Source organism: Dactylosporangium sp. CS-033363 (assembly GCF_050942475.1).
Taxonomy (GTDB): domain Bacteria; phylum Actinomycetota; class Actinomycetes; order Mycobacteriales; family Micromonosporaceae; genus Dactylosporangium.
The window spans coordinates 6,670,323-6,696,617 of the sequence record NZ_CP192032.1; the positions used below are offsets into that span (position 1 = coordinate 6,670,323).

General features: G+C 74.2%; 25 protein-coding genes and 1 pseudogene. 15 read left to right on the plus strand and 11 right to left on the minus strand.

Going from position 1 to position 26,295, the window contains the following annotated elements; all coding sequences use genetic code 11:
* The first annotated feature begins 62 nt into the window (after positions 1 to 62).
* The 4 genes from ACQPZ4_RS30805 to ACQPZ4_RS30820 are packed head-to-tail and all read left to right on the plus strand — an operon-like array spanning position 63 to position 3,713.
* Positions 63 to 983: an acetylxylan esterase gene (locus tag ACQPZ4_RS30805; protein WP_433043044.1), complete on the plus strand. Its 921-nt coding sequence runs from the start codon at positions 63 to 65 to the stop codon at positions 981 to 983.
* A 56-nt stretch (positions 984 to 1,039) separates the two neighbouring features.
* Positions 1,040 to 2,029, plus strand: coding sequence for a LacI family DNA-binding transcriptional regulator (locus ACQPZ4_RS30810; protein WP_433043047.1), 990 nt, complete (start codon positions 1,040 to 1,042; stop codon positions 2,027 to 2,029).
* The gene (locus ACQPZ4_RS30815; RefSeq protein ID WP_433043050.1) at positions 2,026 to 3,039 is read left to right on the plus strand and encodes a LacI family DNA-binding transcriptional regulator; all 1,014 of its coding nucleotides are present in this window, start codon (positions 2,026 to 2,028) and stop codon (positions 3,037 to 3,039) included. The genes ACQPZ4_RS30810 and ACQPZ4_RS30815 overlap by 4 nt, the downstream gene beginning before the upstream one ends.
* Positions 3,040 to 3,062: 23 nt before the next feature.
* Entirely contained in the window at positions 3,063 to 3,713 is a 651-nt protein-coding gene (locus ACQPZ4_RS30820) for a hypothetical protein (RefSeq protein ID WP_433043053.1), read from the plus strand.
* Positions 3,714 to 3,718: 5 nt separating this feature from the next.
* Here ACQPZ4_RS30820 and ACQPZ4_RS30825 read toward each other — a convergent pair whose 3' ends face one another.
* Positions 3,719 to 4,840 carry a PQQ-dependent sugar dehydrogenase gene (locus ACQPZ4_RS30825; RefSeq protein WP_433043056.1) on the minus strand — a complete coding sequence of 374 codons (1,122 nt, stop codon included), beginning with the start codon at positions 4,838 to 4,840 and terminating at the stop codon, positions 3,719 to 3,721.
* Positions 4,841 to 4,903: 63 nt separating this feature from the next.
* Entirely contained in the window at positions 4,904 to 6,004 is a 1,101-nt protein-coding gene (locus ACQPZ4_RS30830; protein WP_433043059.1) for a hypothetical protein, read from the minus strand.
* A gap of 42 nt (positions 6,005 to 6,046) precedes the next feature.
* On the opposite strand from ACQPZ4_RS30830, the gene ACQPZ4_RS30835 reads away from it, so the two are divergent.
* Genes ACQPZ4_RS30835 through ACQPZ4_RS30845 form a run of 3 tightly spaced genes read left to right on the plus strand, consistent with a single transcriptional unit; the run spans position 6,047 to position 7,228 of the window.
* Entirely contained in the window at positions 6,047 to 6,520 is a 474-nt protein-coding gene (locus ACQPZ4_RS30835) for a hypothetical protein (RefSeq protein ID WP_433043062.1), read from the plus strand.
* A 17-nt stretch (positions 6,521 to 6,537) separates the two neighbouring features.
* The gene (locus ACQPZ4_RS30840) at positions 6,538 to 6,957 is read left to right on the plus strand and encodes a GNAT family N-acetyltransferase (RefSeq protein WP_433043065.1); all 420 of its coding nucleotides are present in this window, start codon (positions 6,538 to 6,540) and stop codon (positions 6,955 to 6,957) included.
* A 7-nt stretch (positions 6,958 to 6,964) separates the two neighbouring features.
* On the plus strand, positions 6,965 to 7,228 hold the full coding sequence (locus ACQPZ4_RS30845; RefSeq protein ID WP_433043068.1) for a hypothetical protein: 264 nt from the start codon (positions 6,965 to 6,967) through the stop codon (positions 7,226 to 7,228).
* Positions 7,229 to 7,326: 98 nt separating this feature from the next.
* On the opposite strand, the gene ACQPZ4_RS30850 is transcribed toward ACQPZ4_RS30845, so the two are convergent.
* Together ACQPZ4_RS30850 and ACQPZ4_RS30855 are read right to left on the minus strand one after the other, a co-directional pair.
* On the minus strand, positions 7,327 to 8,280 hold the full coding sequence (locus tag ACQPZ4_RS30850) for a nucleotidyltransferase domain-containing protein (protein ID WP_433043071.1): 954 nt from the start codon (positions 8,278 to 8,280) through the stop codon (positions 7,327 to 7,329).
* A gap of 75 nt (positions 8,281 to 8,355) precedes the next feature.
* Positions 8,356 to 8,868, minus strand: a complete 513-nt coding sequence (locus tag ACQPZ4_RS30855; RefSeq protein ID WP_433043074.1) for a YfbM family protein — start codon at positions 8,866 to 8,868, stop codon at positions 8,356 to 8,358.
* 35 nt (positions 8,869 to 8,903) lie between these two features.
* On the opposite strand from ACQPZ4_RS30855, the gene ACQPZ4_RS30860 reads away from it, so the two are divergent.
* The 3 genes from ACQPZ4_RS30860 (at position 8,904) to ACQPZ4_RS30870 (ending at position 12,095) form a co-directional block, all read left to right on the plus strand.
* A complete protein-coding gene (locus ACQPZ4_RS30860) occupies positions 8,904 to 9,386 on the plus strand; it encodes a GNAT family N-acetyltransferase (protein WP_433043077.1) in 483 nt (160 codons plus the stop codon).
* Positions 9,383 to 9,946: a class I SAM-dependent methyltransferase gene (locus tag ACQPZ4_RS30865; protein ID WP_433043080.1), complete on the plus strand. Its 564-nt coding sequence runs from the start codon at positions 9,383 to 9,385 to the stop codon at positions 9,944 to 9,946. The genes ACQPZ4_RS30860 and ACQPZ4_RS30865 overlap by 4 nt, the downstream gene beginning before the upstream one ends.
* Before the next feature lie 133 nt (positions 9,947 to 10,079).
* On the plus strand, positions 10,080 to 12,095 hold the full coding sequence (locus ACQPZ4_RS30870; protein WP_433043083.1) for a beta-1,3-glucanase family protein: 2,016 nt from the start codon (positions 10,080 to 10,082) through the stop codon (positions 12,093 to 12,095).
* A 38-nt stretch (positions 12,096 to 12,133) separates the two neighbouring features.
* Here ACQPZ4_RS30870 and ACQPZ4_RS30875 read toward each other — a convergent pair whose 3' ends face one another.
* The 6 genes from ACQPZ4_RS30875 to ACQPZ4_RS30900 all read right to left on the minus strand — a co-directional run bounded on the left by ACQPZ4_RS30875 (position 12,134) and on the right by ACQPZ4_RS30900 (position 19,119).
* Complete coding sequence (locus ACQPZ4_RS30875) at positions 12,134 to 14,542, minus strand: family 20 glycosylhydrolase (protein ID WP_433043086.1); 2,409 nt, start codon at positions 14,540 to 14,542, stop codon at positions 12,134 to 12,136.
* A 78-nt stretch (positions 14,543 to 14,620) separates the two neighbouring features.
* Positions 14,621 to 14,815 (minus strand): hypothetical protein, encoded by a 195-nt coding sequence (locus ACQPZ4_RS30880; RefSeq protein WP_433043089.1) that lies wholly within the window; start codon positions 14,813 to 14,815, stop codon positions 14,621 to 14,623.
* Positions 14,816 to 14,853: 38 nt separating this feature from the next.
* Positions 14,854 to 15,729 carry a hypothetical protein gene (locus ACQPZ4_RS30885; protein ID WP_433043092.1) on the minus strand — a complete coding sequence of 292 codons (876 nt, stop codon included), beginning with the start codon at positions 15,727 to 15,729 and terminating at the stop codon, positions 14,854 to 14,856.
* On the minus strand, positions 15,726 to 16,784 hold the full coding sequence (locus ACQPZ4_RS30890) for a hypothetical protein (protein ID WP_433043095.1): 1,059 nt from the start codon (positions 16,782 to 16,784) through the stop codon (positions 15,726 to 15,728). The genes ACQPZ4_RS30885 and ACQPZ4_RS30890 overlap by 4 nt, the downstream gene beginning before the upstream one ends.
* On the minus strand, positions 16,781 to 17,701 hold the full coding sequence (locus tag ACQPZ4_RS30895; RefSeq protein WP_433043098.1) for a class I SAM-dependent methyltransferase: 921 nt from the start codon (positions 17,699 to 17,701) through the stop codon (positions 16,781 to 16,783). Before ACQPZ4_RS30895 ends, ACQPZ4_RS30890 begins: the two co-directional genes overlap by 4 nt.
* Positions 17,698 to 19,119: a hypothetical protein gene (locus ACQPZ4_RS30900; protein ID WP_433043101.1), complete on the minus strand. Its 1,422-nt coding sequence runs from the start codon at positions 19,117 to 19,119 to the stop codon at positions 17,698 to 17,700. Before ACQPZ4_RS30900 ends, ACQPZ4_RS30895 begins: the two co-directional genes overlap by 4 nt.
* A 391-nt stretch (positions 19,120 to 19,510) precedes the next feature.
* On the opposite strand from ACQPZ4_RS30900, the gene ACQPZ4_RS30905 reads away from it, so the two are divergent.
* The 5 genes and pseudogenes from ACQPZ4_RS30905 (at position 19,511) to ACQPZ4_RS30925 (ending at position 24,550) form a co-directional block, all read left to right on the plus strand.
* A complete protein-coding gene (locus tag ACQPZ4_RS30905) occupies positions 19,511 to 19,735 on the plus strand; it encodes a hypothetical protein (RefSeq protein ID WP_433067145.1) in 225 nt (74 codons plus the stop codon).
* 2 nt (positions 19,736 to 19,737) lie between these two features.
* Positions 19,738 to 19,809 (plus strand): annotated as a pseudogene (locus ACQPZ4_RS30910) (hypothetical protein); the annotation flags it as partial.
* A gap of 106 nt (positions 19,810 to 19,915) precedes the next feature.
* On the plus strand, positions 19,916 to 20,065 hold the full coding sequence (locus tag ACQPZ4_RS30915; RefSeq protein WP_433067147.1) for a hypothetical protein: 150 nt from the start codon (positions 19,916 to 19,918) through the stop codon (positions 20,063 to 20,065).
* A 40-nt stretch (positions 20,066 to 20,105) separates the two neighbouring features.
* The gene (locus ACQPZ4_RS30920; protein WP_433043104.1) at positions 20,106 to 20,477 is read left to right on the plus strand and encodes a CU044_2847 family protein; all 372 of its coding nucleotides are present in this window, start codon (positions 20,106 to 20,108) and stop codon (positions 20,475 to 20,477) included.
* Positions 20,474 to 24,550 (plus strand): tetratricopeptide repeat protein, encoded by a 4,077-nt coding sequence (locus ACQPZ4_RS30925; protein ID WP_433043107.1) that lies wholly within the window; start codon positions 20,474 to 20,476, stop codon positions 24,548 to 24,550. Before ACQPZ4_RS30920 ends, ACQPZ4_RS30925 begins: the two co-directional genes overlap by 4 nt.
* Here ACQPZ4_RS30925 and ACQPZ4_RS30930 read toward each other — a convergent pair.
* Positions 24,547 to 26,268: an ABC transporter substrate-binding protein gene (locus ACQPZ4_RS30930; RefSeq protein ID WP_433043110.1), complete on the minus strand. Its 1,722-nt coding sequence runs from the start codon at positions 26,266 to 26,268 to the stop codon at positions 24,547 to 24,549. The two genes, ACQPZ4_RS30925 and ACQPZ4_RS30930, sit on opposite strands and share 4 nt — an antisense overlap.
* Positions 26,269 to 26,295: the final 27 nt, after the last annotated feature.

Below are 26,295 nucleotides of genomic sequence, written 5' to 3' on the forward strand. Positions count from 1 at the left end.
ACCATGGCGCCCGGCGCCGGGCTTCCGGCGATCGGAAACTTTCGAAGAAGGAGCGCGCAGCCGTGGCCGAGCCGGAGGACTTCGACGCGTTCTGGGCCGAGACCCTGCGCGCGGCCCGGGCCAACGCATCGATCCAGAAGCTGAGCCCGCACCCGACCCCGCTCCAGCTCCTGGAGACCTGGGACGTCACGTTCGGCGGCTTCGGCGGCGCGCCGATCCGGGCCTGGTACACGCGCCCGGCGGGCAGCGAGGAGGACCTGCCCGCCGTCGTCGAGTTCGTCGGCTACGGCCGCGGCCGCGGGCTGCCGATCGAGCGGCTGACCTGGCCAACCGCCGGTTACGCGCACCTGCTCATGGACGCGCGCGGCCAGGGCGACCAGTACGGCAACGGCGGCGACACCCCCGACCCGCACCGCGGCGCGCCCGGCGGCTCCCGGCCCACCACCGACGGCATCCTCGACCCGCACGACTACTACTACCGCCGGCTCGTCACCGACGCCGTGCGCGCCGTCGACGCGGCGCGCGCCCTGCCCGGCGTGGACCCCGCGCGGGTCGCGGCGGCCGGCAACAGCCAGGGCGGCGGGCTGGCCCTCGCCGTCGCCGGCCTGGTCCCGGACCTGTTCGCGCTGCTCACCTCGGCGCCGTTCCTGTGCGACATCGAGCGGGCGCTGAGCATGACGGAGCTCGCGCCGTACGGCGAAATCCGGCAGTTCCTGGCCGTCCACCGCGAGCGCCACGAGCAGGTGCTGCGCACGCTGTCCTATGTGGACGGCCTGCACTTCGCCCGCCGGGCGGGCGCACCCGCCCACTTCGGCGTCGGCGGGCTCGACCCGGTGTGCCCCGCGAGCACCGCGCTCGCCGCCTTCGACGCCTACGCCGGAAGCGACAAGACGCTGCACGTGTACCCGTACAACGGCCACGAGGGCGGCGAGGCACTGCACACTCTGCGACAGCTGGAGTGGCTGCCGAAACTTTCGAAGTAGACTGCCACGGCCAACATCGCGAAGGGAGATCGATGCCGCCGCACCAGCGGGCCACCATGGCGGAAATCGCCGCCGAGGCCGGTGTCTCCGTGCCCACGGTCTCCAAGGTCCTCAACGGCCGCCGCGACGTCGCCCCGGCGACCCGGGACCGGATCGAGGACCTGCTGCGACGGCACAGCTACAAGCCGCGCCGCGCCCAGCCGGCCGCCGCCGGGCTCATCGACGTGGTCTTCGTCGACCTCGGCAACTCGTGGGCGATGCAGATCCTGGCCGGCGTCGAGGAGACCGCGCACCGGGCCGGCACCGGCGTCGTCGTCTCCGCCGTGCACGGCCGCCAGCACCGCACCGAGCCGGACCGCCGCTGGCTGGACGGCCTCGCCGCGCGCCGCTCCGACGGGGTGCTGCTGGTGCTGTCCGAGCTGTCCGCGACTCAGCTGGAGCAGCTCGGCGGGCTCGGCATCCCGGTCGTCGTGATCGATCCCGTGGGGCAGCCCGATCCGGCGGTACCGTCCGTCGGCGCCACCAACTGGACCGGCGCCCTGACCGCCACGGAGCACCTCATCGGCCTCGGCCACCGCCGGATCGCGGTCGTCGGCGGCCCGGAGGACGTGCTGTGCTCGCAGGCGCGCATCGACGGGTACCGCGCCGCCATGCACGCCGCCGGCCTGCAGATCCCGCCCGGCTTCATCCGCACCGGCGACTTCACCAGCCCGACCGGCCACCGCGAGACCCTCGCCCTGCTCGACCTGCCCAACCCGCCGACCGCCCTGTTCGCCTGCTCCGACGAGATGGCCCGCGGCGCGTACGAGGCCCTCTACGAGCGCGGCCTGCGGGTGCCCGACGACATGTCCATCGTCGGCTTCGACGACCTCGAGCAGGCCCGCTGGTCGATCCCGCCGCTGACCACCGTGCGCCAGCCGCTGACCGAGATGGCCGCCCTCGCCACCCGGATGCTGCTCACCCTCGCGGCCGGCGACAAGCTCGACGCGTCGCGGCTGGAGCTGGCCACGCCGCTGGTCATTCGCAGCAGTACGGCGAAGCTGTGAGCGCCAGGCGCCGGGGCGAGGTCACCGTGGCCGCGATCGCCGAGCTCGCCGGGGTGTCCGTGCCCACCGTGTCCAAGGTCCTCAACGGCCGGGCCGGGATCGCCGCCGAGACGCGCGACCGGGTGGAGGCGCTGCTGCGCGAGCACGGGTACCGCCGCGCCGACGCCGCCACCACCACGCCGAACATCGAGGTGGCGTTCTTCGGCCTGGAGAGCCACCTCGCGATGGAGATCCTGCGCGGCGTCGAGCAGACCGTCCGCGAGCGCGGCCTCGCCGTCGGCTTCACCGACCTGCAGGGCCCCGTCCCGGGCGGCCGCCGGCCGGCCGACCGGCTGCTGGCCCGCCGCCCCACCGGCGTCATCGCGGTCAACTCGGCGTTCCGGGTCCGCCAGTACGAGCAGCTCATGGCCGGCGGCGTGCCGATGGTGGTGCTCGACCCGACCGGCGAGCCCGGCCACACCATCCCCTCGGTCGGCGCCACCAACTGGAGCGGCGGGGTCGCCGCCGCCCGGCACCTGCTCGACCTCGGCCACCGGCGGATCGCCGTGGTCACCGGGCCGATGGAGTACCTCTGCGCCCGCGCCCGCCTCGAGGCCACCCGCGGCGCCCTGGAGACCGCCGGCCTCCCGCTCGACCCGGCGCTGGTCCGCCACGGCCGGTTCACCTTCGAGGACGGCATCGAGCTCGGCCACGCACTGTTACAGCAACCAGACCGCCCGACCGCCGTCGTGTGCGGCGACGACCTGCAGGCCCTCGGCGTCTACGAGGCCGCCCGCCGCCTCGGCCTGCGCATCCCGCAGGACCTCAGCGTGGTCGGCTTCGACGACATCGAGGTGACCCGCTGGTGCGGCCCGCCGATGACCACCGTGCGCCAGCCGTTCGCCGAGATGGGCGCGACCGCCGCCCGCATGGTGCTGCGACTCGCCCTCGGCGAGCCGGTCGAGCCGGCCCGGGTGGAGCTGGCCACCGAACTCGTCGTGCGCGGCAGCACCGCCCCGCCAACCATCTGAGCACCCCGCGGCGTCCCATCGACATGCGCTGCCGTCTGCTGCTGCTCATCCCACTGCTGCTCGCCGCCTCCGCCTGCGCGGAACAGACCTCCGGGACCACCCCCGGCGGGCCCGTCACCCCGACGCCGGTCCCGCTCGACGTCGGGCCGAGTGCCAAGGTCACCGGCAACACCATGCCGACCGGGATCGTCGTGCAGGGCAAGGAGCTCATCTTGTACCTGTGGGTGGCGACCGGAGCGCCCGTCCTCGCCACCGCCAGCCGCGACTCGGCCTCCGGCACCGTCGACCCGAAGAGCGACGGGGGCATCTGCACCGGCACCACCCTGTCCGAGGACCAGAACCCGTTCTTCGGCCTGACCCAGTGCGTCGCGGGCGACGGCTCGCTCATCGAGTTCGGCGCCTACAAGGGCGAGGTGTCCCGCGTCATCGACGAGATGGACGGCAAGACCACCGACGCCACCTTCACCCGCTGGACCGGGTCCGAGCAGCCGGTCACCATCTTCTGGCTGCAGCGGCGCGGCAACCCGAACCCGTCCAACGTCGTCAACGCGCCCGGCAAGACCTCGCCGTTGCCGGCCGCGCAGTACCCCCGGATCACCGTCTACAGCACCAAGGGCAAGGCGGTCGCCTCGGCCCACATCCGGCCCGGCCAGACCGAGCAGAAGGGCGGCTGATCCGGTCAGAAGCGCAGGATCCGGTCGTCGCCGTCCTTGGGGTCGCCGCGCCCGTCCCGGTTCGAGGTGGTCACCCACAGCGAGCCGTCGGGCGCGGCGACGGCGGTGCGCAGCCGGCCGTACTTCCCGGTCAGCTCGGCCTTCGGCTGCCCCGTCTGCTCCCCGTTGAGCGGCAAGGTCCACAGGCGCTCACCGCGCAGGGCGGCGACGTACAACGTGTCCCCGATGATCGCCGCGCCCGACGGTGACGCGTCGTCGGTCGCCCAGGTCACCAGCGGGTCGGTGAACTTGCCGCCCTGCGTGTCCCCCTTGCCCTCGACGGTCGGCCAGCCGTAGTTGGCGCCCGGCTTGATCAGGTTGACCTCGTCGAACGTGTCCTGCCCGAACTCGATCGCCCACAGCCGCCCCGCCGAGTCCCAGGCCAGCCCCTGCACGTTGCGGTGCCCGAGGCTGTACACCGGCGAGCCGGCGGTGGGGTTCCCGGGCGCCGGCCTGCCGTCGGGCGACAGCCGCAGAATCTTGCCGTTCGGGCTGCTCGGGTCCTGCGCGCGCTGGCGCTGCCCGGCGTCCCCGGCCCCGACGTAGAGCAGCCCGTCCGGCCCGAACGCGATCCGCCCGCCGTTGTGGATGCCGGCCTTGGCCAGACCGCTGAAGATGACTTCGGGGGTACCGCCGGTGCCGCCCAGCTTGAACCGCACGATCCGGTTGTCGTCGGCGGCGGTGAAGTACGCGTACACGTACCCGTCCTGCGCATAGTCCGGCGACACGGCCAGCCCGAGCAGCCCGCCCTCGCCGGACGCCTGGACCCCCGGCACCTGGTACACCTGCCGCGCCGCCCCGCCCTGCGCCGGCACCTGCAGGATCCGCCCGGTGTTGCGCTCGGCGACCAGCGCGTCACCGCCGGGCAGGAACCCGATCCCCCACGGCACGTTGAGCCCGGTCGCGATCTCCTTGGCCGCCCCGAAGTCCGGCGCCTTGGCACTCGTCGAACCTTGCGGCGCCGCCGGTGCGGCCGAACTCTGCACGGGACTTTGCGCCTTGGGCGTCTCGTCCGAATTGTCGCTGTCGCTGCACCCGGCCACCAGCACCGCGCACAGCACGGCGGCCATTCCCGCTCTTCCACGCATGTCCGACTCCTACCCTCGATAGTTGAGTCACATGCAACCAGTACGGTTCCCGCGCCCGCCGGCTCAGCGCTGGTGCAGCGCCATGCGCAGGGTCAGCGGCGGGTGCGTGACCAGCGCGCGGACCCGGGAGCGGCGGGCCGCCGGGTTCGTACGCCGGGCGCTCGCCACGAGCGTGCGCAGGTGCACCGCCCAGGCGCGCAGGGCGCCCGCCCCCGCCTGCCGGACGGCGAACCGGTCGCAGGCGGCCTCGCCCCACCAGCGGCCGGCGACGGTCAGCACCGGCACCGCCAGCAGGGTGAGCCCGAGCGCCCGCGGGTCGAAGCTCAGCATCGCCCCGATCAGCGCGCCCACGCCGAGCAGGCCGGTCACGGTCCAGGCCAGGCTGTCGCGCCGGGCCAGGTGGGCGATCTCGTGCCACAGCACGAACCGCGCGCGTTCCAGGTCGCCGTCGGTGTGCTCGGTCAGCAGGATCACCGCCTTGCGCCCCAGCCACAGACAGCGATCGGAGCCGATTCCCGCCTGCAGGTGTACCTCCAGTTCCCGCAACCCCAGCCGCCCGAGCAACACCCCGGCGTCGGCGGGCAGCGGGACGAGCGCCAGCGAGCGCACGGTGACCTCCCGCCGGCGGCGCAGGATCTGCACCGGCGCCACCACGAGCGCGATGAACATCGACCCGGCGGCCCCGGCGACCACGATCTCGGGGCCGGAGGTGTCCCAGGTGACGGCGAGCAGCAGCCCGTACAGCAGCAGCCAGAACGGCAGCAGCACCCCCAGCGTCCCGACCCACCCGCGGCGCGGCACCGCCCCGGCCCGCGCGGTGACCTCGGCCAGCACCGGCTCGACGAAGCTGCCGACAACCTCCGGGCAGCACCCGGCGTGCTCGCCCACGGTCGTGCCGAGCAGCCCGGCCAGCAGGTCGGCGGTGGCCACCCGATCCCGCCCGGCCGCCTGCGCGTGCCGGGCCGCGGCCTCGATCGCGGTCCGCAGCTCACCGCCCGGCGCCACCGGCGGCCCGGCCAGGCCGGCCAGCTCGTGCCGGGCGCCGCCCTCAACCTCGGCCAGCCCCTGCAGCAGGTGGCCCGGCCCGGCACTCGACGCTCCGGCCCGCCGCGCGGCCACGGCGGCCGCCTCGATCGCACGCTTGGACTGCTCCGTCAGCCGCATGCGCGAGATGGTCCCACAGCGGCGGCAGGGCATCATCGTCGCGTGCGAGTCTTCTTCAACTTCGCCAACGACACCTTCCGCTGGGTGGACGTCCTGCGCTTCCCGCTCCCCGCGCCGCCGCCGGACGACCGTTCGTGCCTCGACCTGCTGATCCGGCACGCGTGGTACGGCACCAGCTACACCGGCGGCGAGCCGGGCGGGGATCCGGAGCGGCACGGGCGGTACAAACGCGAATGCATCACGGCGGAGAGCTTCGACCCGATCGAGCCGGACCCGGCCGAGCGGTGGCTGCGGGGCTGGTCGGTGCAGTGGGCCCCGCTCGCGGCGGCGATCGCGGAAGGACTGGAGCGCGACGTGTACGCCCCGATGCGCGCCGCCGACCGCGTGTTCCGGCTGCGGGAGCTGGGCGATCAGGCGGTACACGATGCGGGGTGGCTCCTGACGGAATTCCACGAACTGGTGCTGCTCGACCGCACCGCGGGGGCGCTGCTCCTGGTCGTCGCGGCCGAGGACTGAGCCGCTAGGTTGACCGCATGGAACTGCGCGCCGCCGTGGCCGAGGACATTCCCGCCGTGCTGGCGTTCTGGAAGGTCGCGGCCGAGGACACCAACCGGGTCGGGGACGATGCCGGCGCGGTCGCGGCGCTCATCGCGCGGGACCCGGACGCGTTGCAGCTCGCGCTGGACGGGGACGCGATCGTCGGGTGCCTGATCGCGGGGTTCGACGGGTGGCGGTGCCACCTGTACCGCTTCGCCGTGCACCCCGGGCGCCGGCGGCAGGGCATCGGGCGGCTGCTGCTCGACGCGGCCGAGGAGCGGTTCCGGGCCCTCGGCGCGCGGCGGGCCGACGCGATGGTGCTCGAGGACAACACCGTCGCGCACCGCACGTGGGCGGCCGCCGGCTACGAGCAGCAGCCGGAGTGGCGGCGCTGGATCAAGCGGCTCGGCGGATAATGGACGCGTGGGGACGCAGTACCTGACCCTGATCCTGCTCGCCGGCCTGCTCGCGGTCGTCGTCGTGCTGGCGGTGCGCGCGCTGGGCACCTGGCGCGCGCAGTCCGGCGGGGCCGAGGTGGCGGTCCGCTGCCGCGACGGGCACGTGTTCACCACCGACTGGATTCCCGGCGTCTCGTTCCGGGCGGTGCGGCTCGGCAACGTCCGGTACCAGTACTGCCCGGTCGGCCGGCACTGGACCTTCGTGACCCGGGTCGACCGCACGGCCTGAGCGCGGCAGCACCAGGCCGTCCACGAGCAGGGCGGTGCCGCCGCCGGCCATGGCGGTCCAGTGGGCCCAGGCCGGCCAGACCCCCCGCGAGTGGACATTCAACGGTCGATGAGGTCGGCCAACTCGGCGAGGTGAACCTCCAAGCGCGGGTCAGGGGACGCGATCCAAGGTCCGATCAGGTGCGGTTCGTGCCGCCCGACGATCACGGTGAACGCAGCCAACTGGTCACGTGCGTTCTCCGCTGCGGTTACCTCTTCACCGACCAGCTGCCGGGCGGCCAGGCAGAGGTCGATGCGCTCCGCCAGCCATACCGGTGCGTGGCGGGCTCGTTCCGCGGCGCCGTACGCGTCGGCGCCGGCGATCTCGGCGACCCGGGCGGCCACCTGGCTATGGCCGTGACGGCGGGCCATGCGTTCGAAGCGGGTCCACTCGCGGCCCATCGAACCCATGCGTTCGCCCCACTCCTCCAAGAGCACCATGCGCAAGGCACGCGCGGACTCGCGCATCAGATCGGTCGCCCGTCCCGGATCCGCCTCCTGCGCTTCGACGGCCTCGGACAGGCAGCGTCTCGCCTGCTGCCGCCAGACCCCGATCCGCGCCGCCACGACGTCGGGGTGGAAACGGGTTTCGGTGATCCAGGCCGCGAAGCCGGCGACGAGCTGGTCGTCGGGCTCGGCCGCGTGACCCCCGTATGCCTTGTCGAGCCCGTGGAACCAACGCCGCTCGCCGAACCTGGCGATCACCCACGACGGACCGGCCGCCGTCGCCTCGCGGACCTCCGCGGCGGTGAAGGCCAGGCCACCCACGTCAAGCGACTGGGCCCGTCCGGAACCTGCCCACCAATGCGCCAGGCCGTCACGGCGGTGCACGAGCGCGGCCAGGTCGGGATCGGCTGCGGAGAACACCGGCAGGAGGTCGATGTCGGACATCGGCCACGCCTCGCCGCGCCCGATACTGCCGCCCACCAGGAATCCTCGGATCCCGGGAACCGCGCCGAGCACGGCGACGGCCTCGTGGAGCCTCTCGTCGAGTAGTTCCTTCCAGCGCTGCACGCGCACGAGCCTAGCTGCCCGCAGATCCCGCACCGGCCAACGGCGGGGCCAAGCGGCACGACCGGACCGGGCGGGTCAGCTGAGCCAGAGCACCATCGCGTCGCCGGTTCTTGTGGCTTCGGCGAAGTAGCCGACCAGGTCCTCGTAGTAGCGGCGCAGGTGGTCCAGGGAGCCGGGGTCGTCCCAGCCGCCCTGCGGGTACAGGTCGGCCGCGGCCAGGTCGGGGCCGGTCACGCTCTGGATCAGGGCTTCGAACGGCAGGGTGGACAGGAAGGCCGAGCCGGTCGCGACCTGGTCCGGGGTCAGCAGGAAGGCGGGCCCGTAGCCCCAGTCCTCCTCGGTGAACTCCTCCTCGCCGTGCACGACGTTGACCGGGCAGCCGGCGCGCTCCAGCAGGTAGCGCAGCGCGTCCCAGGCGCGGTCGGTGCGGTGCAGCCGGTCCGCGGCCAGCTGCCCGTCGGGGCTCTCGGGTTCGTCGATCTCCGCGTCCTCGAGATCCTCGGCATACTCCATCGCCCAGTCGGGATCCTTGCGGGCCCGATCCAGCTCCAGGGGCGTGATGCGCAGGTAGTTGCCGATCATGCTCATGGATTCAGGCTATCGGCTCCGTATCATCGGGTGGCGTGAACCTCAGACTCGCCACGGTCGGGGACGCCGGGGCGCTCGCGGCCTTGCACGTGGCCACCTGGCAGGCGGCCTACCGGGGTCTCATCCCGCAGGGGTACCTCGATGCCCTCGACGTCGCCGAACGCGCCCGCGAGTGGCGGCGGCGCCTGGCCGATCCGCCGCCCACCGCGGTGGTCGTCGTGGCCGAGGACGCCGCCGGAGTGCAAGGCTTCGTCACGGTCGACACGGGCGTCGTGCGGGCGATCTACGTCCACCCCGATCACTGGAGCACCGGCACCGGCCGCCGGCTCATGGACGCGGGCCTCGACTGCCTGCGCGCGGCGGGCTGCACCGAGGCCGTGCTGTGGGTGCTGGCCACGAACGAGCGGGCGCGCCGCTTCTACGCCGCGGCCGGCTGGCACCCGGACGGCGCCGTCCAGATCGAGGACTTCGACGGTGTACCGCTGGAAGAGCTCCGCTACCGCCGGACCCTCGCATGACGGTGTGGGACGCCCACGCGGCCACGTTCGACGACGAGCCGGACCACGGCCTGCGCGCGCCGTCCGTCCGCCGCGCCTGGGCCGGCCTGCTGGCCTCGGTGCTGCCCGCGGAGCCCGCCGCGCTGGTCGACCTCGGCTGCGGTACCGGCAGCCTGACCGTCCTGGCCGCGGAGCTGGGCCATCGGGTGGTCGGCCTCGACTCGTCCCGGGCCATGCTGGACCAGGCGCGCCGGAAAGCGCCGGCGCTGCACGTCGTTCAGGCGGACGCCGACCGGCCGCCGCTCGCGCCGGGCTCGTTCGACGTGGTGCTGGTCCGCCACGTGCTCTGGTCGGTCCCGGATCCGTCGGCGACCGTCGAGCGCTGGCTGCAGCTGCTGGCTCCGGGCGGCCGGCTCGTGCTCATCGAGGGCCACTGGTCCACGGGCGCCGGCATTCCCGCCGCCACCTGTGCGGCCCTCGTCGGCCGGCACGCGTCGGCGGTACAGGTGCGGCACCTGACCGACGAGGCGCTGTGGGGCGGGCCGATCGCCGACGAGCGGTACCTCGTCACGGCGTTGTGAACACGTTCCAACAACTTCCCGCCTATTGACAACTGTCTTTACAGTCGGCGAGCATGCTGAGAGCGCTCTCACAACCGTGGAACGGGCGCTTACCCTTTCCCCCGCCCAAGGTACGAGAAGGGGCACATGCATCGTGGAAAGTCAACGTAAACGCACATGGAGGGCACTGCGAGCGGCCGCCGCGCTCGCCATCGCCGTCCCGGTCACCGTGTTCGCCGCCGCCACGGCGTCACAGGCCGTCGGGCCCGCTGTCCTGCCCGTCACGGTCACCAACAACACCGGCCGCTCCGGCGCCGTCTACCTGTACGTCCTCGGCACCAACCTCAGCACCGGCCGGCTCGGCTACGTCAACGCCGCCGGCGCGTTCAGCAACTGGCCGGCCGGCGGCAACCCGCCCACGCCCGCGCCGGACGTGTCGATCGGCGGGCCCGGCAACGGCGGCTCCGTCACCATCCAGGTGCCCCGCGGCCTGTCCGGCCGGGTATACTTCTCGATCGGCCAGAAGATCAACTTCTTCCTGACGCCGGACGGGCTCGTGCAGCCCGCGCCGTGGGCCGGCGGCGACACCAACCGCGACATCCTGTTCGACTGGAGCGAGTTCACGTACAACGACGCCGGCCTGTGGCTCAACAGCTCGCAGGTCGACATGTTCGCGATCCCGCACGCCGTCACCGTCACCAACGGCGCCGGCGCGACCAAGCGGACCGGTGACCTCGTCGCCGGCGGCCGGGACGCGGTCATCAACGGCATCAAGGCGCAGGCGGGCTGGTCCGGGTCGGTCTACACCCGCTCGGACGGCACCGTGCTGCGGGTCCTCGCGCCCGGCAAGGCGTCCGAGGCCGGTCTGCTCAGCGCCACCTACCTGGACTCGTACATCAACTCCGCCTGGAGCGCGTACGCGTCCAAGACGCTGACCGTGGTGCCGTTCGGCGACCAGCCGAACACGAAGTACTTCGGCCGCACGTCGGGCACGGTCATGAACTTCACGAACAGCGCCGGGCAGCAGGTGGCGTCGTTCCAGCGGCCGGGCAGCAGCGACGTGTGGGGCTGCGCGGGCAAGCTCTTCGCGCCCAACGACAACGTCGTCGGGCCGATCGCCCGCACGCTCTGCGCCGCCCTGACCCGCGGGACGCTGGGCACCATCGACACCCAGCCCAGCACCAACGCGGCCCAGTTCTACCAGAGCAACCCGGCCGACCAGTACGCGAAGATCATCCACGCGAACATGGTCGACGGCAAGGCGTACGCGTTCCCGTTCGACGACGTCGGCAACTTCGAGTCGCTGGTCAACGACGGCGACCCGCGCTCGGCCGGCATCGTGCTCACCTCCTTCACCGGTGGTGGCGGCGGTGGCGGAGGCGGCGGTGGCAGCACCGCGGCGGCGGGCACCATCACCGGCCCGGGCGGCAAGTGCGTCGACGTGAGCGGCGACGACACCGGCGGCAACGGCACCGCGGTGCAGCTGTGGGACTGCCAGTCCGGCGCGGTCGACCAGCGCTGGACCCACAACGCCGACAACTCGCTGAGCACGCTGGGCCGCTGCCTCGACATCAACGGCAACGGCACGGCCAACGGCACGCAGGTCCAGCTGTGGGACTGCAACGGCGTCGGCGGCCAGAAGTGGGTGCAGCAGGCCGACGGTTCGCTGCGCAACCCGCAGTCGGGCCGCTGCCTGGACTCGCCGAGCGGCAACACCGCCAACGGCACGCGCCTGCAGATCTGGGACTGCAACGGTTCCGGCGCGCAGAAGTTCGCCGTCAACGGCGGCGGCACGATCGCCGGACCGGGTGGCAAGTGCGTCGACGTGGCCGGCGACGACAACGGCGGCAACGGTACCGCGGTGCAGCTCTGGGACTGCCAGGCCGGCGCGGTGGACCAGCACTGGTTCCGGCAGTCCAACGGCTCGTTGCGCACCCTCGGCCGGTGCCTGGACATCATCGGCAACGGCACCGCCAACGGCACGCAGGTCGAGCTCTGGGACTGCAACGGCGTCGGCGGGCAGAACTGGACGCAGCAGGCGGACGGCTCGCTGCGCAACCCGCAGTCGGGCCGCTGCCTGGACTCCCCGAGCGGGGCGACCGGCAACGGCACGCGACTGCAGATCTGGGACTGCAACGGCACTGCGGCGCAGAAGTTCGCGCTGAGCTAGAACACTGGACGGCGGCCCTGAACAGGGCCGCCGTCCTCCTATCGATTGAACTGGAACCAGTTGAGGTTCACGAAGTCGGTGCCCGCGGTTCCGGTGAACGTCAGGTACACCGTGTGCACGCCGGTCGCCGACCCGGACAGGTTCGTGGTGGTGCTGACCCAGGCCTGCCAGCCGCCGGTCGAGCTGACCGGGACACTGGCGACGATCGGCCCGGTGGTCGAGTCGAGGCGGTACTGGATGGTCCCGCTCGAAGCGCCGGAGGCCAGCCGCGTGGTCACCGACACCGCGCTCGGCGTGCCGAAGTCCACATTGGAGTACGAGAGCCAGTCCCCCGGCGTCACGTAGCCGACGTTCTGGCCGCCGCCGGTGTCGGTGCACGCCTCCGTCTGGATGCCGGACTGGCCGGCGAAGCTCTCCGCCTGCCGCACGCCGTACGCGTTGGGCAGCCCGGCGCCGGCGGTGAACTGCAGCCAGTTGAGGTTCACGAAGTCGACGCCCGCGGTGCCGGTGAACGTGAGGTACAGCCGGTGCACGCCGGTCGCCGAGCCCGACAGGACCGTGGTGGTGCTGACCCAGGTCTGCCAGCCGCCGGTCGAGGTCACCGGCACGCCGGCGATCACCGGCCCGGTGGCGGAGTCGAGGCGGTACTGGATGGTGCCGCTCCCCGCCCCCGAGGCCAGCCGGGTCGTGACCGAGGCCGGCGACGACGTGCCGAAGTCGAGGTCGTAGGCGAGCGTGTCACCGGGCGCGATGTAGCCGACGTTCTGCCCGCCCCCGGTGTCGGTGGTGGTCTCGGTCTGCGTCCCGGACTGCGCGCTGTAGCTCTCGGCCTGGATCTGCGTGTACGCGCTGCGCGTCACCGGCGGGGTGCTGCCCCACGGGACCTGCGGCGAGGCGTAGAAGTTGATGCCCTGCGCCGTCCACCGCGGACCCTGCGCGCCCAGCCGCACCTTGAACGTGTCCCAGCTGCGGGCCGACTGCGGCGACCACGCCAGCTCGGCCAGCGCCGGCATCCGCGGGAACGCCATGAACTCGATGTCGGCCAGCTTGGTGAGCGTCTCGGTCCACATCGGCGCCTCGACGCCGAGGATCGCGCTGGCCGGCACGCCGGTGAGGTACGCGCCCGGGTCCCAGTTGTACGCGGTCTGCACCTCGATCAGCCCCGCCCACGACTGCCCGAGCGGGGTCGAGCTGGTGTACTTCATGTCGAGGTACGCCTTGTTCGCCGGCGACATCAGGATCTTGTCGCCCTTGCTCACCGCCGCGCTCAGGTCCGCGTCCGAGGTGGACGTTCCCCAGAACTGCGCGACCCGGTTCGCCGTGTGGTTCGCCTGCCCGATCTGGTGCCAGCCGACGACGGTCTTGCCGGCCGCGCCGACGAAGGGCTGCACCCGGTTCATGAACGCGGTGTAGTCCGCCGCCGGGGTGCTGGCGGCCTCATCGCCGCCGACGTGCAGGTACGGCCCGGGCGTCAGGGCCGCCAGCTCGTTGAGCACCTGCTGCACGAACGTGTACGTGACGTCCTTGGCGACGCAGAGCGAGCTGAACCCGACGCTCGTCCCGGTGTACAGCGGCGGCGCCGTGTCGTTGCAGTTGAGCTGGGCGTAGGAGGCCAGCGCGGCGTTCGTGTGCCCCGGCATGTCGATCTCGGGCACCACGGTGATCTGCCGCGCCGCCGCGTAGGCGACCAGGTCGGAGTACTGCGCCTTGGTGTAGAACCCGCCCGCGCCGCCGCCGACCTGGGTGCTGCCGCCGATGGTCGTCAGCTGCGGCCACGCGTCGATCACGATCCGCCAGCCCTGGTCGTCCGACAGATGCAAGTGCAGGACATTCATCTTGTACTGCGCGATCTCGTCGATATACCGCTTCACCACGTCGGGCGCGAAGAAGTGCCGCGACACGTCGAGCATCGCGCCCCGGTACCCGTACCGCGGGTAGTCGACGATCCGCCCACCCGCGACGGTCCACGGTCCACTCTGGACGGTGCGCGCCTCGATCGACGCCGGCAGCAGCTGCCGCAGCGTCTGCACCCCGTGGAACAGCCCGGCCACGGTCTGCGCCCGCAGCGTGACGGCGGCGGCGGTCACGTCGAGCTGGTAGCCCTCGGTGCCCACGCTGGCGTCGGCCCCGGACAGCAGCAGCGCGATCCCGCTCGCCGGCGTCCCGGTGGTGGTGGAGACCGGCAGCGCGTACCCGGTCGACGGCCGCAGAATCCCGGCCAGATAGTTCCCGACGTCGGTGGCGCCGGCCGCGGTCTGGATCGCGGCGCCGGACGGCAGCGTGTAGGTCACGCCGGCTGCGGGCTGCGCCGACACCGGCACGGGCACGACGTCGGCCAGCCCGGTGGCGGCCCCGGCGGGCGAGGCCGGCAGCGCGACGACACCGGCGAGGACGGCCGCCACGGCGGCGGCGGAGGCGAGCAGCAGGTTGCGCGGGGAACGGTGCACGGCATCCTCCAGCGAAACTGTTAAGTTTCCTGCTAGTTTGACGGCACGCTATGTCTCCCACGACACGCTGTCAAGGACTCAGGCGGCGCCGATCCGGCTCCCGTCCGGCGCGTAGACGTAGCCGTCGGAGCTGTACCAGCAGCCCGGCACGCCGTTGTAGTCGCCGTGGTAGCCGCCCGAGCCGAAGTGCGGCTCGGGCGCGTCGCCGAACGGCTGCAGGTGCTCCGCGCCGGGGTCGTAGGAGCCGAAGTCGGCCTCGGTGTAGTCGTCCATCGGTGTCTCTCCGTACCTCAAATCAGTCTCTCCGTACCTCAGATGAGCGATCCGTCGCCCGGCTTGCGGGCGCGGAACAGCTCGGGATCGAGCCGGTTGTCACTGTGCTGCTCGGGCGCGGGTGCAACCGGCGCCGGCCGGTGGCACGGCCAATGTTCGGCCACCCACTTCCTGGGGTTCTTCCACCAGGGCGGCGACGGCTCCGGCGGCGGCACAAAAGCGGCCGGTACCGGGACGGGCGGCGGCGGGACCGGCAGGTCGAACGGCTCGATCGCGATCTCCAGGCACGCGTGCGACGTGACGATCGGGTCGATCTCGTCCACGGTGTCCACGCCGACCACGGCGGTGAACTGCGCGACCGTCCCGGCTGCCGCTGACCACAGGTCGAGCCGGTCCGCCCGCGGCACCACCCGCACCGTCCCCGGCCGGATCCGCAGCGCCGGACCGGGCTCGGCGGTCGCCTCCGCCCAGGGCGGCGGGTCGAACGACGACGGGCGGGGCTGCTGCACGTCCGGGCCGACGTCGGTCCAGACGTCGCGGACCCAGCGGTCCAGCTGCTCGCCCGCCCACTCGTGCATCTGCTCGGCGAGCAGGTCCAGCTCCGGCGGCGGCGCGGACGGGCCGGCGCTGACCCAGCCGACGACCGCGAACAGCGGCCGCCCGCCCGCGTCGTGGCCGAGGTCCTCGCTGACCTCGGCGACCCGCAGCGCGGCGGCGACCACGCGCTCGCCGTCGACGACAGCCTGGACGAAGCGTGGTGCGGCGTCCCGGCGGTGCGGCCGGGTGCCGAGCGCGGCGGCGACCAGCGGCCCGTACCGGGCGGGCGCGCGGCCGGACGGCACCGCCCGCCACCAGGAGTCGGCGTGCCACAGGCGGCAGTAGACCAGCGGCGCCCAGCCGGGTTCGGGGGTCACGGCACGTCCGGGGTGGTCGGGTTGAGCACGGTCCCGTCCTGGATCAGCGGCAGGTGCCCGATCTGCTCGCCGAGCAGCGCGGACCGGTGCGTGTCCACCTCGAGCTGCTCGCGCAGGGCGGCCAGCGCGGCCTTGGCCTGGCGGGTGGCCTTCGCGTGCGCCTCGATCTTGGCCGACGAGCTGAACACCCGGTTCCGGTACTGCTGCTCGTCCCGCTCGGCCTGCGTCAGGGCCTTCTCCGCCTCGGCGATCGCGCGGCGGGTCTCCACCACGGCCGGGCCGAGCCGGCACAGCAGGGTGTACGCGATCGGGTGCATGAGGTTGTTCGGCGCCACGCTCGGCGCGTCGACCTTCTGGGCGTCGGGCGACCCGAAGTACCCCAGCCGCACCGGGCAGATCATCGCGCTGATGCCGCGCTGGAATGCCAGCGGGAACAGCAGCCGCACGTCCTCGACGAGCTCCTTGAACAGCACGTCCTCGGCGTGGCCCTGGAAGCGCGGCCGCAGCAGGTCGGCCTTGGTCAGCAGCACCACGATCGACGGAAGCGCCTTGCCCTCGGCCCTCCGCTCGCGGATCTCCCGCTGCAGCTGGGTGCTGATCGCGGCGATCTTGGTGCTGCGGTGGGTCCGTTCGAGGTTCTCGGCCGTGATCCGCTGGGTGAGGTGCTCGCAGCTGACGACGGCGTAGACGGTGTCCGCCGCCCGCAGCTGGGCCCGCATGGGTACCACGTCCGGGTTGTCGTCGTCGGTGGTGAGCAGAGCGCCGCCCCGGTAGTCCAGCATGTCGAAGTTCAGCCACGGGTCGATGCCGGCGTTGAGCACGAACGGGTACTGCTGCGCGCCGTCCTCCCGGGTCGGCGGCGGGAACGTGCCGCTGCTGCACAGGTCCTCCCACTCGGCCAGCAGGCGCAGGTCGAGCTTGCGCTCCCGGCAGTACAGGAAGAAGCCGTTCATCAGCCCGGCGGCCAGGGTCGCGTACATGCCGAGCAGGTAGCTCGACTTGCCGCAGCTGGTGGTGCCGAGCATGGCCACGCTCAGGGTCGGGGTCTTCGTCATCGGCTCGCCTCTCGGGACGCGTCGGTCAGAACGGGACGCAGGGCCAGGTCCAGGCGTTCGACTAGCGCGCGGGTGCGATCGCGCCGGTCCCTCGCGGCCGTCGCGGCGGCTTCGGCGGCCTCGGCGGCCAGGCGCCGCCGCCGGCCGGCGCCGTAGGCCAGCGCGCCCGCCGCCACGATGCCCACGGGCGCGCTCAGGGCCATCGCGACGCCGGTCCCGATCAGCAGCGCCGGGTGCACGGGCGAGTGCTTGCCGGCCTCGGCGGACTCGGCCGCGGGTTCGGCGGGGGCGAGCCAGTGGCGCAGCGACCAGAGCAGGCCGGCGACCGGCTCGCGCGCCGGCAGGAGCAGCGCGGCCACCCGGTCGTCGCCGGCCACGCCGTCCAGGAACGGCCGCAGCCGGTCGGTCGCGGCGCGCACCGGTTGGGAGATCAGGAAGGTCACCGGGCAGGCCACCCCGGCCGGCCGGTCGGCCAGGCCGTGCTGCAGGTTGACGAGCACCGGCCGCAGGTACGCGGGGCCGTCCGGCCCGGCCAGCCGCTCGGCGCCGAGGCAGACGAGGAAGCCGTCGGCGGCGCGGAGGCGCTCCCCCACCTCGCCGGCCGGGGACAGCAGGTCGGCCCCGGTGAGCGTGTCGCGGGTGACGGCCAGCTCGTCGGCGCCGTCCACGGTGAACACCGTCGTGCCGTCCGGCTCGCCCGGGCGCAGCGCGAGGCCGTCCATGCCCGCGGCGAGCGCCGCGAACGCGCGGTCGGCGGCGGCCAGGTCGGCGTCGCCGTCCGGCCCGCCGAGCACGGCCAGGCGCCGCCCGGGCAGGGTGGGCCCGGCAGTGGCTTCGGGGGCGACCCCGCCGAGCAGGTCGACGATGGCGGCCACCCCGTGCCCGATCGCCCGGTCGAGGGGACCCGGCGCGGTCACAGCAGGGACCGGCCGTCGGGATCGTAGCGGTGGCGCGTCGCGGGTGCGGCCTCCAGCGCGGCCCGCGCCGGGTCCACGGCCGTCACCGCGGCCTCGGCGTCCGCGACCGCTCCGGTGCCGGCCAGGGCCTCGGCGAGCTCCGCGAACAGCCGGATGTGGTGGTCCGCGGCGCCGGCCCGCGCGGCCGCGGCCAGCTCGGCCAGCGAGCGCCCGGGGTCGTCGCGCACCTGGTCGAGGTCCGCGGACGACGCCGGGGCCAGCAGCGCGAGCGCCCGGCGGAGCTCGGCCAGGGCGCCGGCCGCGTCGCCGGCCTCGATCCGGCGGCGGGCGCGGTGCAGCACGTGGTACGCCGGATCGACCATGGCGTTGAGCGACAGGGCCCCGTCCAGCCGCCCGCGCTCGCCCACGATGCCGGAGGCGCGCACGGCGTCGTCGATGCGCTCGGCGTACCCGGCGGAGTTGATGAGGTGGTAGCAGTCGATGGCGGTGACCGCGCACAGGACGGCCGCCCGGCTGGCGAGTTCGTGGTTGAGCTCGGCGAGCGTGCGGGGGTCGCTCGGGCTGGGCAGCTGGAACGTCTCGGCGGTCGGCGAGGTCGCGTTGAGCCGGGCCAGCTCCTGCGGCGTCCACCAGGCGGCGTCGGGGAACCGCAGCGGCAGCACGCCCTCGGCGTCGGTGACCGGCTGGGACGAGCCGGGCACGAGGTTGCAGCCGCCGATGCGGATCTCGAGCCGCTCCTTGGCCAGCATCGGCTCCAGGGTGATCACCGGCAGGCCGCGCAGGTCGGACTCGTACAGGTCGCTGTGCGGCCAGCGGAAATGCCGGTCGGCGACCTTGACGGTGACCAGCCCGGCCCGCTGGTACGCCTGCAGGTCGGCCTCGATCCGCGCGATCAGCCCGCTCCACGGCTGCGGCCCGCCGTCGCCGGGGGCCGGCGGCACGAGCAGCAGGACCGGCGGCATGACCGACGGGTCGGTGTAGACGAGCCGGAGGCTGCGGCCGAAGTGGCCCGGGCCCTCGCGGAACGGGTACGTGTCCAGCCGCAGCCGCTCGCGCATGAGGGCGAGCTGGTGGCTCGCCTTCTGCTCCTCCAGGTCCCGCTGGTGGCTGAACGCCGACTCCTGCAGCTGCCGGCTGTGCTCCCGGGCCTCCTCGGCCCGCAGCTGCTGCAGCTCGGCCTGCAGGTGCACGATCTCCAGCTCCTGCTTGCGGGCCTGGCTCGCGTTGTAGAGGTTCCCGGCGGTCGAGATCGCCGCCCCGGCCACCTGCGCGCCCGCCGTCGCGCGCCGCTGGGCAACCTGCTGGCGCAGCCCGTCGGCCTGGTTCTTGAGCTGCTGGTTGCTCTGCCGCCGTTGCGCCGACTGGTTGAAGAAGCTGGAGATCAGGCCGATGATCGAGATCACTTCCATGATCGGCATCGCGTCACGCGCTCCTTGTCGCCCGGCGTTGCGCCAAGGTTGAAGCCGGCGACGGCGGGTCACCATCCTCTGATCGTCGGCTTGTTTCCGGCTGCGGGGCGCTGCCATGCTTTCGCGATGGCGCCGCCGCACGGGCCGACGGGCAATGCCACCCCGCTCCGGCACGTCGAGCTGGAGATCTTCGAGCAGACCGCCGGCCAGGCCGAGCTGCGGCTGGCCGCCGGCGACGGGCCGCCCGGCCACTCGGGCGGTGGACAAGGCCGCCATCGACCGGCTCGCCGAGCTCGCGGAGCGCGACGACGGCGAGGCCGGGGCGCGGCCGGCCGAGTTGCTCGACGGGGCCGAGGGGTGACTGGTTCGCCGGCGGCGGCCCCGCGATGAGGCGCCGGAGGTGCACCGGCTCGCGGTGGCCGGCCGGGTGCCGGACTTGGCCCGGGTGGTCGGGCACCGGTTGGCCGCGGCGTGGATGCGCACATCCCGGTTCGCCGACGTCGTGACCCTGGCCGGCGCGACCCTGACCCTCGGCCCGGCCGCCGAGGCCCACTTCGACCGCGCCCGCGCGTTCCACTCGACCGGCGGCCCGGGCCGGCGCTGGCCGGCTTCGAGCAGGCCCTGACCCTGTACCGCGCGGCCGGCGACCGCGCCGCCGAGGCCGCCACCACCACCAGCATCGGCGCCGTCCACGAGGCGGTCGGCGAGTGGCCGCAGGCGATCGAGGCCTTCCAGCGGGGCCTGGCGCTCTCCCGGGAGGCCGGCGACCGCGTCGGCGAGGCCACGACGCCCCAGCATCGGCGCCGTGCTGGGCGCCCTCGGGGAGCGGCGCCAGGCCCTGGCCTTCCTCGAGCGCGCCCCGGCCATCCAGCAGGACATCGGTGACCGGGACGGCGAGGCCAACACCCGGTGGCACCTGGCCGGCGTCCACCGGGCGGGCGAGCATCCGAACTGACGGCTTGTTTCCGGCGCGGCGGCGCTGAAATGATTTCGCGGTGGCGCAGACGGTTCCGGTGCGGGTCGGCGAGGTCGAGGTGCTGGTCGAGGTCGTGCCGGTGGCGGGGTCGCAGCAGACCTCGGCGGCGGAACGGGCCGCGGACCACGTGGCCGGGGCGTTCGAGCGGGCCCAGTCCGCGGTCGAGGAGATCGCCGTGTCGACCGCGCGGATGGTGGGCCGGATCTCGCGCCGGGTCGGCAGCCCCGAGACCGTGGAGGTCGAGTTCGGGGTCAAGGTGTCGGCCAAGGGCGACGTGATCGTGGCCGGCGCGGCGGGCGAGGCCTCGCTCAAGGTGAAGATCGTCTACGGGGCCGGGACCGGGCCCGCCGAGCAGGAGGAGCCGGACGCCGCGGGCGGGCCGGCGTCGTGAGCGTCCCCGGGTACGAGTTCCTGGGCCACGTGCTCGACGGCGGCGGCGCGCCGGTCGGCACCTGCTTCCAGGTCTCGCCCGGCGTGCTCGTCACGGCGCTGCACGTGCTGGCCGACGTGGGCGTCCCGCGGATCGCGCCGGTCGGCGGGGGCCCGGCGCACGAGGCCGCCGTGGTGCGGGTCGACGAGGTGCACGACCTCGCGGTGCTGCGCATCCCGGCGCCGCTGGACCGGTCGAGCCCGGCGCTGGCCCTGTCCGACGCGGTGGCCGCGAACGTGCCGATCGCCGCCGGCGGGTTCGCGCGGGTCGAGGACGGCGGGCACGAGTACGGATTCGTCGCCTCGGGCGGGCACTGGCGGGGGCCGGCGCTGCGCGACGGGGTGCTGTGGGCCCGGCTGCAGGCGGACGCGGTGCTGCCCGGCATGAGCGGCGCACCGGTCCTGCGGGCCGCGGACCGGGCGGTGGTCGGCGTGGTCTCCGGCCGGTACAACACGCAGGACGGCTGGCTCGCCGGAGCGGTCTGGGTGGCCCGGACCGAGGACCTCCTGCCGCTGCTCGACGGGCTCGCCGCGACCGTGGCGGACGAGGAGCTGCCGCCGGGTACGCTGCTCGACCTGGTGCTGGCGGTGTCGCCGGCGGAGGTGCGGCTGTCCGGGTCCGGCGAGGACGTGACCGCCCCGCACCGCGGGGTCTCCCCCGGGCTGGCGAACGCGCTGCACGACCTGCGCCGCCGGCCCGCGGCCCAGCGGCTGGCCGGGGACCTGCTCGCCGAGTCGTTCCTGCCGGTGCCGGTCGCCCAGGCCCTGGCCCGGGTCCTGCGCCGGGCGCGGCAGGCCCACGTGCCGGTGCGGGTGGGCATCGACGCGCCGGGCTGGTGGGCGCTGCCCTGGGAGATCCTCCCGGAGCCGGTGACCGGGCGGCCGCTGGTCCTGCACGACCTGGTCGCCGTGTACCGGAAGATCCCCGCGGCGGGCACCCGCTCGGCGCCGCTGCCGGGCCCGCTGCGGATCGTGGTCGCGATCGCCGCCCCCGACGAGCGGACCGACTACGAGCGGGAGCTGGCCGGCGTCCTCGACGCGGTGCACCGGGCCCACCGCAGCCAGGCCGTCGTGCGGATCGTGCCGTTCGCGACCACCGCGGCGATCCACGCGGCGCTCGGCGAGGACACCACGCACGTGCTGCACCTGTCCGCGCCCGGCCGCCCCGGCGTCCTGCACCTGGAGGACGAGCAGGGCCGGCCCCGCGCCGTGGACGCCGAGACCCTGGTCCGGGAGGCGATCCCCGAAGGCCGGATGCCGCGGCTGATCGCCCTCGCGGCCGGCTACACCGACGCCGCGGGCGAGGACGGGGCCGCCTCGTTCGCCGCGCGGCTGGCCGAGCACGGCGTGGGGGCGGTCGTCGCGACGCAGACCGCCGTCAGCGACCTGTACTCCACGCGCGTCCTCGCCCGCGTCTACGCCGAGCTCGCCGGGGCCACCTCGCCGGACGTGGTCGGCGCCGTGGCCCGCGCCCGCCGCGCGGTGCAGGCGGAGCTGGACGAGTGGGGCGACCTCAGCGTCCTGGCCGCCACCCCCTCCGTGACCGTCGTCGACAGCGCCGCCCCGCCCGAGCCGCGCACCGAGCCGGTGCCGGACCTCGGCGGCCTCCTCACCCGGCCGCTCGGGCAGTTCGTCGGCCGCCGCGACGCCCAGCGCACCCTGCCCGCGCTGCTGAGCGGCGGGACCGCGGCGGGCGTGCTGCTGCACGGCATCGGCGGCATCGGCAAGACCACCCTCGCGGCGGAGCTCGTGCGCCGGCTCATCGACACCTCGCCGGGCTGGCGCCTGGCCACCGTGGCCGGCGAGGTCAACATCGACACGGTCCTGGCCGCCGTCGCGGGTGCGGCCCGGCGCGATCTGATGCGGCGGCAGCAGTACACCGGCGAACGGGCGACGGCCGTGCAGGTGGCCGAGCGGGTGGACGTGCCGTGGCGGGACCGGTTCGGGCTGCTGCGCGAGGTGGTGCTGGCCGACACCGCCGTCCTGCTCGTGCTCGACAACTTCGAGGACAACCTGGCCCGCGACGGCGACGGCTGGGCGATCCCCGACGCCGCGCTGGCCGGGCTGCTCGCCGCCTGGCTGGCCAGCCCCGGCCGCAGCCGCCTGGTGATCACCTGCCGCTACGGGTTCGACCTGCCGGGTCTTCAGGCTCATCCGGTACCGCCGATGAGCCGCGCCGAGACCCGCAAGCTGCTGTGGTCGCTGCCCCGCCTCGAGCAGTACGCGGGCGACGCCGAGGCCCGGGAACGCGTCTGGCGGGCCGTGGGCGGACATCCCCGCGCGCTGGAGTACCTCGACGCCCTGCTGTCCCACGGCGGCCAGGGCCGGTTCGACGAGCTCGTCCAGCGGATGGAGGCCGGCCTCGCCGCCGACGTGCTGCTCGCCGAGCACCTGGCCCACCTCGAGGCGATCCCGGGCGCGGTGCGGCTGCTGGCCGGCATCAGCGTGTACCGCGAGCCCGTCGACACCAACGCGCTGCTCTTCCAGGTCGGCACCCCCGACCCCGGCGTCCCCGAGCGCACCCAGGCCATCCGCGACATGCAGGACCTGCTGCTCCAGCACCAGCTGACGCTGCGCGACCTGGCCGCGGCCACCGGACCCGGCAGCCCGCTGCCGCAGGCCGACCGGGAGCGGCTGATCGACCTGCAGGCCGAGGCCGAGGAGCCGCCCCGGGCCCCGCTCAGCGCGCCGGCCGACCTGGCCCAGCTGGTCCGCCGGCTCGCCGCCACCAGCCTGGTCACCGCGCTCGGCGACGGCCACGTGGTCATGCACCGGTGGACCGCCGCCGAGCTGCACGCGCGCTGGAACCCCGACCTGGTGACCGTCGCCCACACGGCCGCCGCCGAGTACTGGCACTGGCGCGAGAAGGTCTGGCCGCAGGACCCCGAGGCCGACCTGCACGACCTCGAGGAGGCCCGCCACCACCTGCGCGCCGCGGGCCGCCCGGAGGCCGCCGGCATCGTCACCGAGCGCATCTGCCGGCGGCTCGCCGAGCGGGGCGCCTGGGACCGGGAGGCCGGCCTGGTCCTCGACACGCTGCGCTGGCTGCCGGCCGACTCGCCCCGCCGCCCCGTCTGGTACTACCACCTCGGCCTGCTCGCCCAGAACCGCGGCGACTACCCCGAGGCCGAACGCCGGTACCAGCAGGCGCTGAGCATGTTCGAGGAGGTCGGCGACCGGGCCGGGGTCTCCGCCGGGCTCCACCAGCTCGGCAACGTCGCCGAGGCGCGCGGCGACTACCCCGAGGCCGAACGGCGCTACCAGCAGGCCCTCGCGATCAGCGAGGAGCTCGGCGACCGGGCCGGCATCGCCACGAGCCACCACCAGCTCGGCATCCTCGCCCAGCGGCGCGGCGACCGGCCCGAGGCGGAGCGCCGCTACCGGCAGGCCCTGACCCTCAAGGAGGAGCTCGGCGACCGGGCCGCCGCGGCCGGCACGCACCACCAGCTCGGCGCCCTGGCCCAGGACCGCGGCGACCACGAGGAGGCCCAACGCCGGTACGAGCAGGCCCTGGAGCTGTGCGAGGAGCTCGGCGACCGGGCCGGCACCGCCGCCACCCGCCACCAGCTCGGCACCCTCGCCCAGGACCGCGGCGACTACCCCGAGGCCGAGCGCCGCTACCAGGAGGCGCTGACCGACTTCGAGGCGCTCGGCGACCGGCCCGGCGCGGCGCGCGCCTACCACCAGCTGGGCTCGCTGGCGTACCTGCGCGGCGACTACTCCGAGGCCGAGCGCCGCTACGAGCAGGCCCTGACCTGCTTCGAGGAACTCGGCGACCAGCCCGGCATGGCCACCGCGATCACGAACCTCGGCCGGCTGTCGGCCGAGACCGGCAGCCTCGCCGAGGCCGTGGCGCTGCACTGCGAAGCGCTGAGCATCCGCCTCGACCTCGGCGTGCCGCAGACCGCGGCCAACCTCGCGTCCCTGGCCGACCTGCGCGCGACGGTCGGCGGGCCGGCGTTCGACCAGGCGGCGTCGGTCATCCTCGACGCCGAGTCGATCCGCAACCTGCACGCCCTGCTGGACCGGCGTTAGCTCACCTTGCCGGGCACGAAGTACCCGTCGTCGCCGGACCTGTACGCCCACACGTTCAGCGCCGGGCCAGCCAGTCCCCCGCCCTTGCCGAACTTGATGTGGCGGCCCAGGCCGTCGCGATCCCAGGCGTCGACGTACTGCAGCATCGCCGGGCGGCTGGTCCGGCCCGCGCGCAGGCCGGACAGGGCGATCCCGGCCGCGTCGTAGGCCTCCGGCGCGTAGTACTCCGGGGTGTCGCCGCCGAAGCGGGCCGTGTACTGCGCGCGGAACACGTCGAGGCCCTGGGTGACCGGGACGCAGGGGCAGGTCGCGTAGGTGCCGTGGCCCGCGTCCCCGGCCGTCTTGCGGAACGTCTCGGTGATCAGCTTGTCGCCGCTGACGAGCGGGATCTTCGGCAGCACGGCCCGCAGGCGCTGGACGAACGGGGCGGTGTCGTCGGCCCAGCCGCCGAAGTACACCGCGTCCGCGCCGCTGCGGCGGACCTGGTCCACGACCGGCGACCAGTCGGTGGCGTCCTCGGCGACGTCGGCGTGCCCGGCGACCGCGCCCAGTGTCGCCGTCACCCGGGCCGCGACGTCGATGCCGAACGTCGTGTCGTCGGCGATCACGAAGACGTGCTTGGCCTTGAGGGTGTCGCGCAGGTACCGCGCCGCCGCGTCGGCCTGGTCGTCGTCGCTGGGCAGCGTGCGGTGGAACACCGTCCAGCCCTTGGTGGTCAGCACCGAGTCGCTCGCGGAGGGACTGATCACGGCCAGGCCGGCGGGCTCGAACACCGGCAGCGCGTCGGTGACCTCGCCGCCGTAGGTCGGACCGACGACCGCGACGATCGACGGGTCGGCGGCGATCACCGAGGCCGTCGACGCGGCGCCGCCGGTCACCGCGGTGTCGAATTCCTGCAGGTGTACCGTGCAGTCGCCGCCGTGCGCCGCGTTGTCCTGCGCCACGGCGAGCTCGACCGCCCGCAGCTCGCCCGGCCCGTCCCCGGCGTCGTCGCCGGTCAGCTCGCCCATGAACGCCAGGGTCTGCGGGCACTCGTCGGCGTCGGCGGTCGCGGACACCGCCGGCCCGGAGCCGTGCGGGATGAAGTCGGCGGCGAGACAGGTCGCCGCGAGCACCACGACGACGGCGACCGCCACGAGGTCCCAGCGCGCCCGGCCGGGCTTCGCCACCGTCGGCGGGGCGGGTGCCGGTGCGGGCTCAGGCGGTACACCGGCGGCGGTTTCGGAAATCCCGAGGGCCACATTGGACAGTCCGCGGGCCTCGGCCAGGCCGCTGCGCATGCCCTCCAGGTCACCGGTGAGCTCGGTGAGCCGGGCCTCGGTGTCGCTCGCGCCGGCCGAGTCGTGCATGACGATGATCTCGGTGACCCGGACCGAGAGCCCTTCGAGGTCGAACACCGCCGCCTCGATCCGGGCCAGCAGCGTGCGCCGGGTGGTGTCGAGCCGGTTCGCGACCGCGAGCTGCTCCTCGAGGGCGTGCAGGGACCGGTCGAGCTCGGCCCGCAGCCCCGGGTCGCCGGCCGCGTCGCGCTGCGCGCGCGTCTTGGCCAGCTCCGCGCGCAGCCGCTCGACGGGGATGTCGTGCAGCGCGCGTTCGAGCGTCCTGACCTGCTCGGCGAATCTTTTCAGATCGGCCACGACCTCGGCCGCGTGGTCGTCGACGTCCCCGATCTGGGCGCGCAGCACCTCGTCGCGGGGCGCGTCGGTCTGTTCGCGCAACCTCGCAACGGCAGTTTCTGCGCGTTT

What these genes read in the sequence shown, in the direction of transcription:
- ACQPZ4_RS30810 (WP_433043047.1), top strand. Translation starts at nt 1,040, where the DNA reads ATGGCGGAAATCGCCGCCGAGGCCGGTGTCTCCGTGCCCACGGTCTCC.
- ACQPZ4_RS30820 (WP_433043053.1), top strand. Translation starts at nt 3,063, where the DNA reads ATGCGCTGCCGTCTGCTGCTGCTCATCCCACTGCTGCTCGCCGCCTCC.
- ACQPZ4_RS30825 (WP_433043056.1), bottom strand. Translation starts at nt 4,840, where the DNA reads ATGCGTGGAAGAGCGGGAATGGCCGCCGTGCTGTGCGCGGTGCTGGTG.
- ACQPZ4_RS30830 (WP_433043059.1), bottom strand. Translation starts at nt 6,004, where the DNA reads ATGCGGCTGACGGAGCAGTCCAAGCGTGCGATCGAGGCGGCCGCCGTG.
- ACQPZ4_RS30840 (WP_433043065.1), top strand. Translation starts at nt 6,538, where the DNA reads ATGGAACTGCGCGCCGCCGTGGCCGAGGACATTCCCGCCGTGCTGGCG.
- ACQPZ4_RS30855 (WP_433043074.1), bottom strand. Translation starts at nt 8,868, where the DNA reads ATGAGCATGATCGGCAACTACCTGCGCATCACGCCCCTGGAGCTGGAT.
- ACQPZ4_RS30865 (WP_433043080.1), top strand. Translation starts at nt 9,383, where the DNA reads ATGACGGTGTGGGACGCCCACGCGGCCACGTTCGACGACGAGCCGGAC.
- ACQPZ4_RS30880 (WP_433043089.1), bottom strand. Translation starts at nt 14,815, where the DNA reads ATGGACGACTACACCGAGGCCGACTTCGGCTCCTACGACCCCGGCGCG.
- ACQPZ4_RS30890 (WP_433043095.1), bottom strand. Translation starts at nt 16,784, where the DNA reads ATGACGAAGACCCCGACCCTGAGCGTGGCCATGCTCGGCACCACCAGC.
- ACQPZ4_RS30900 (WP_433043101.1), bottom strand. Translation starts at nt 19,119, where the DNA reads ATGCCGATCATGGAAGTGATCTCGATCATCGGCCTGATCTCCAGCTTC.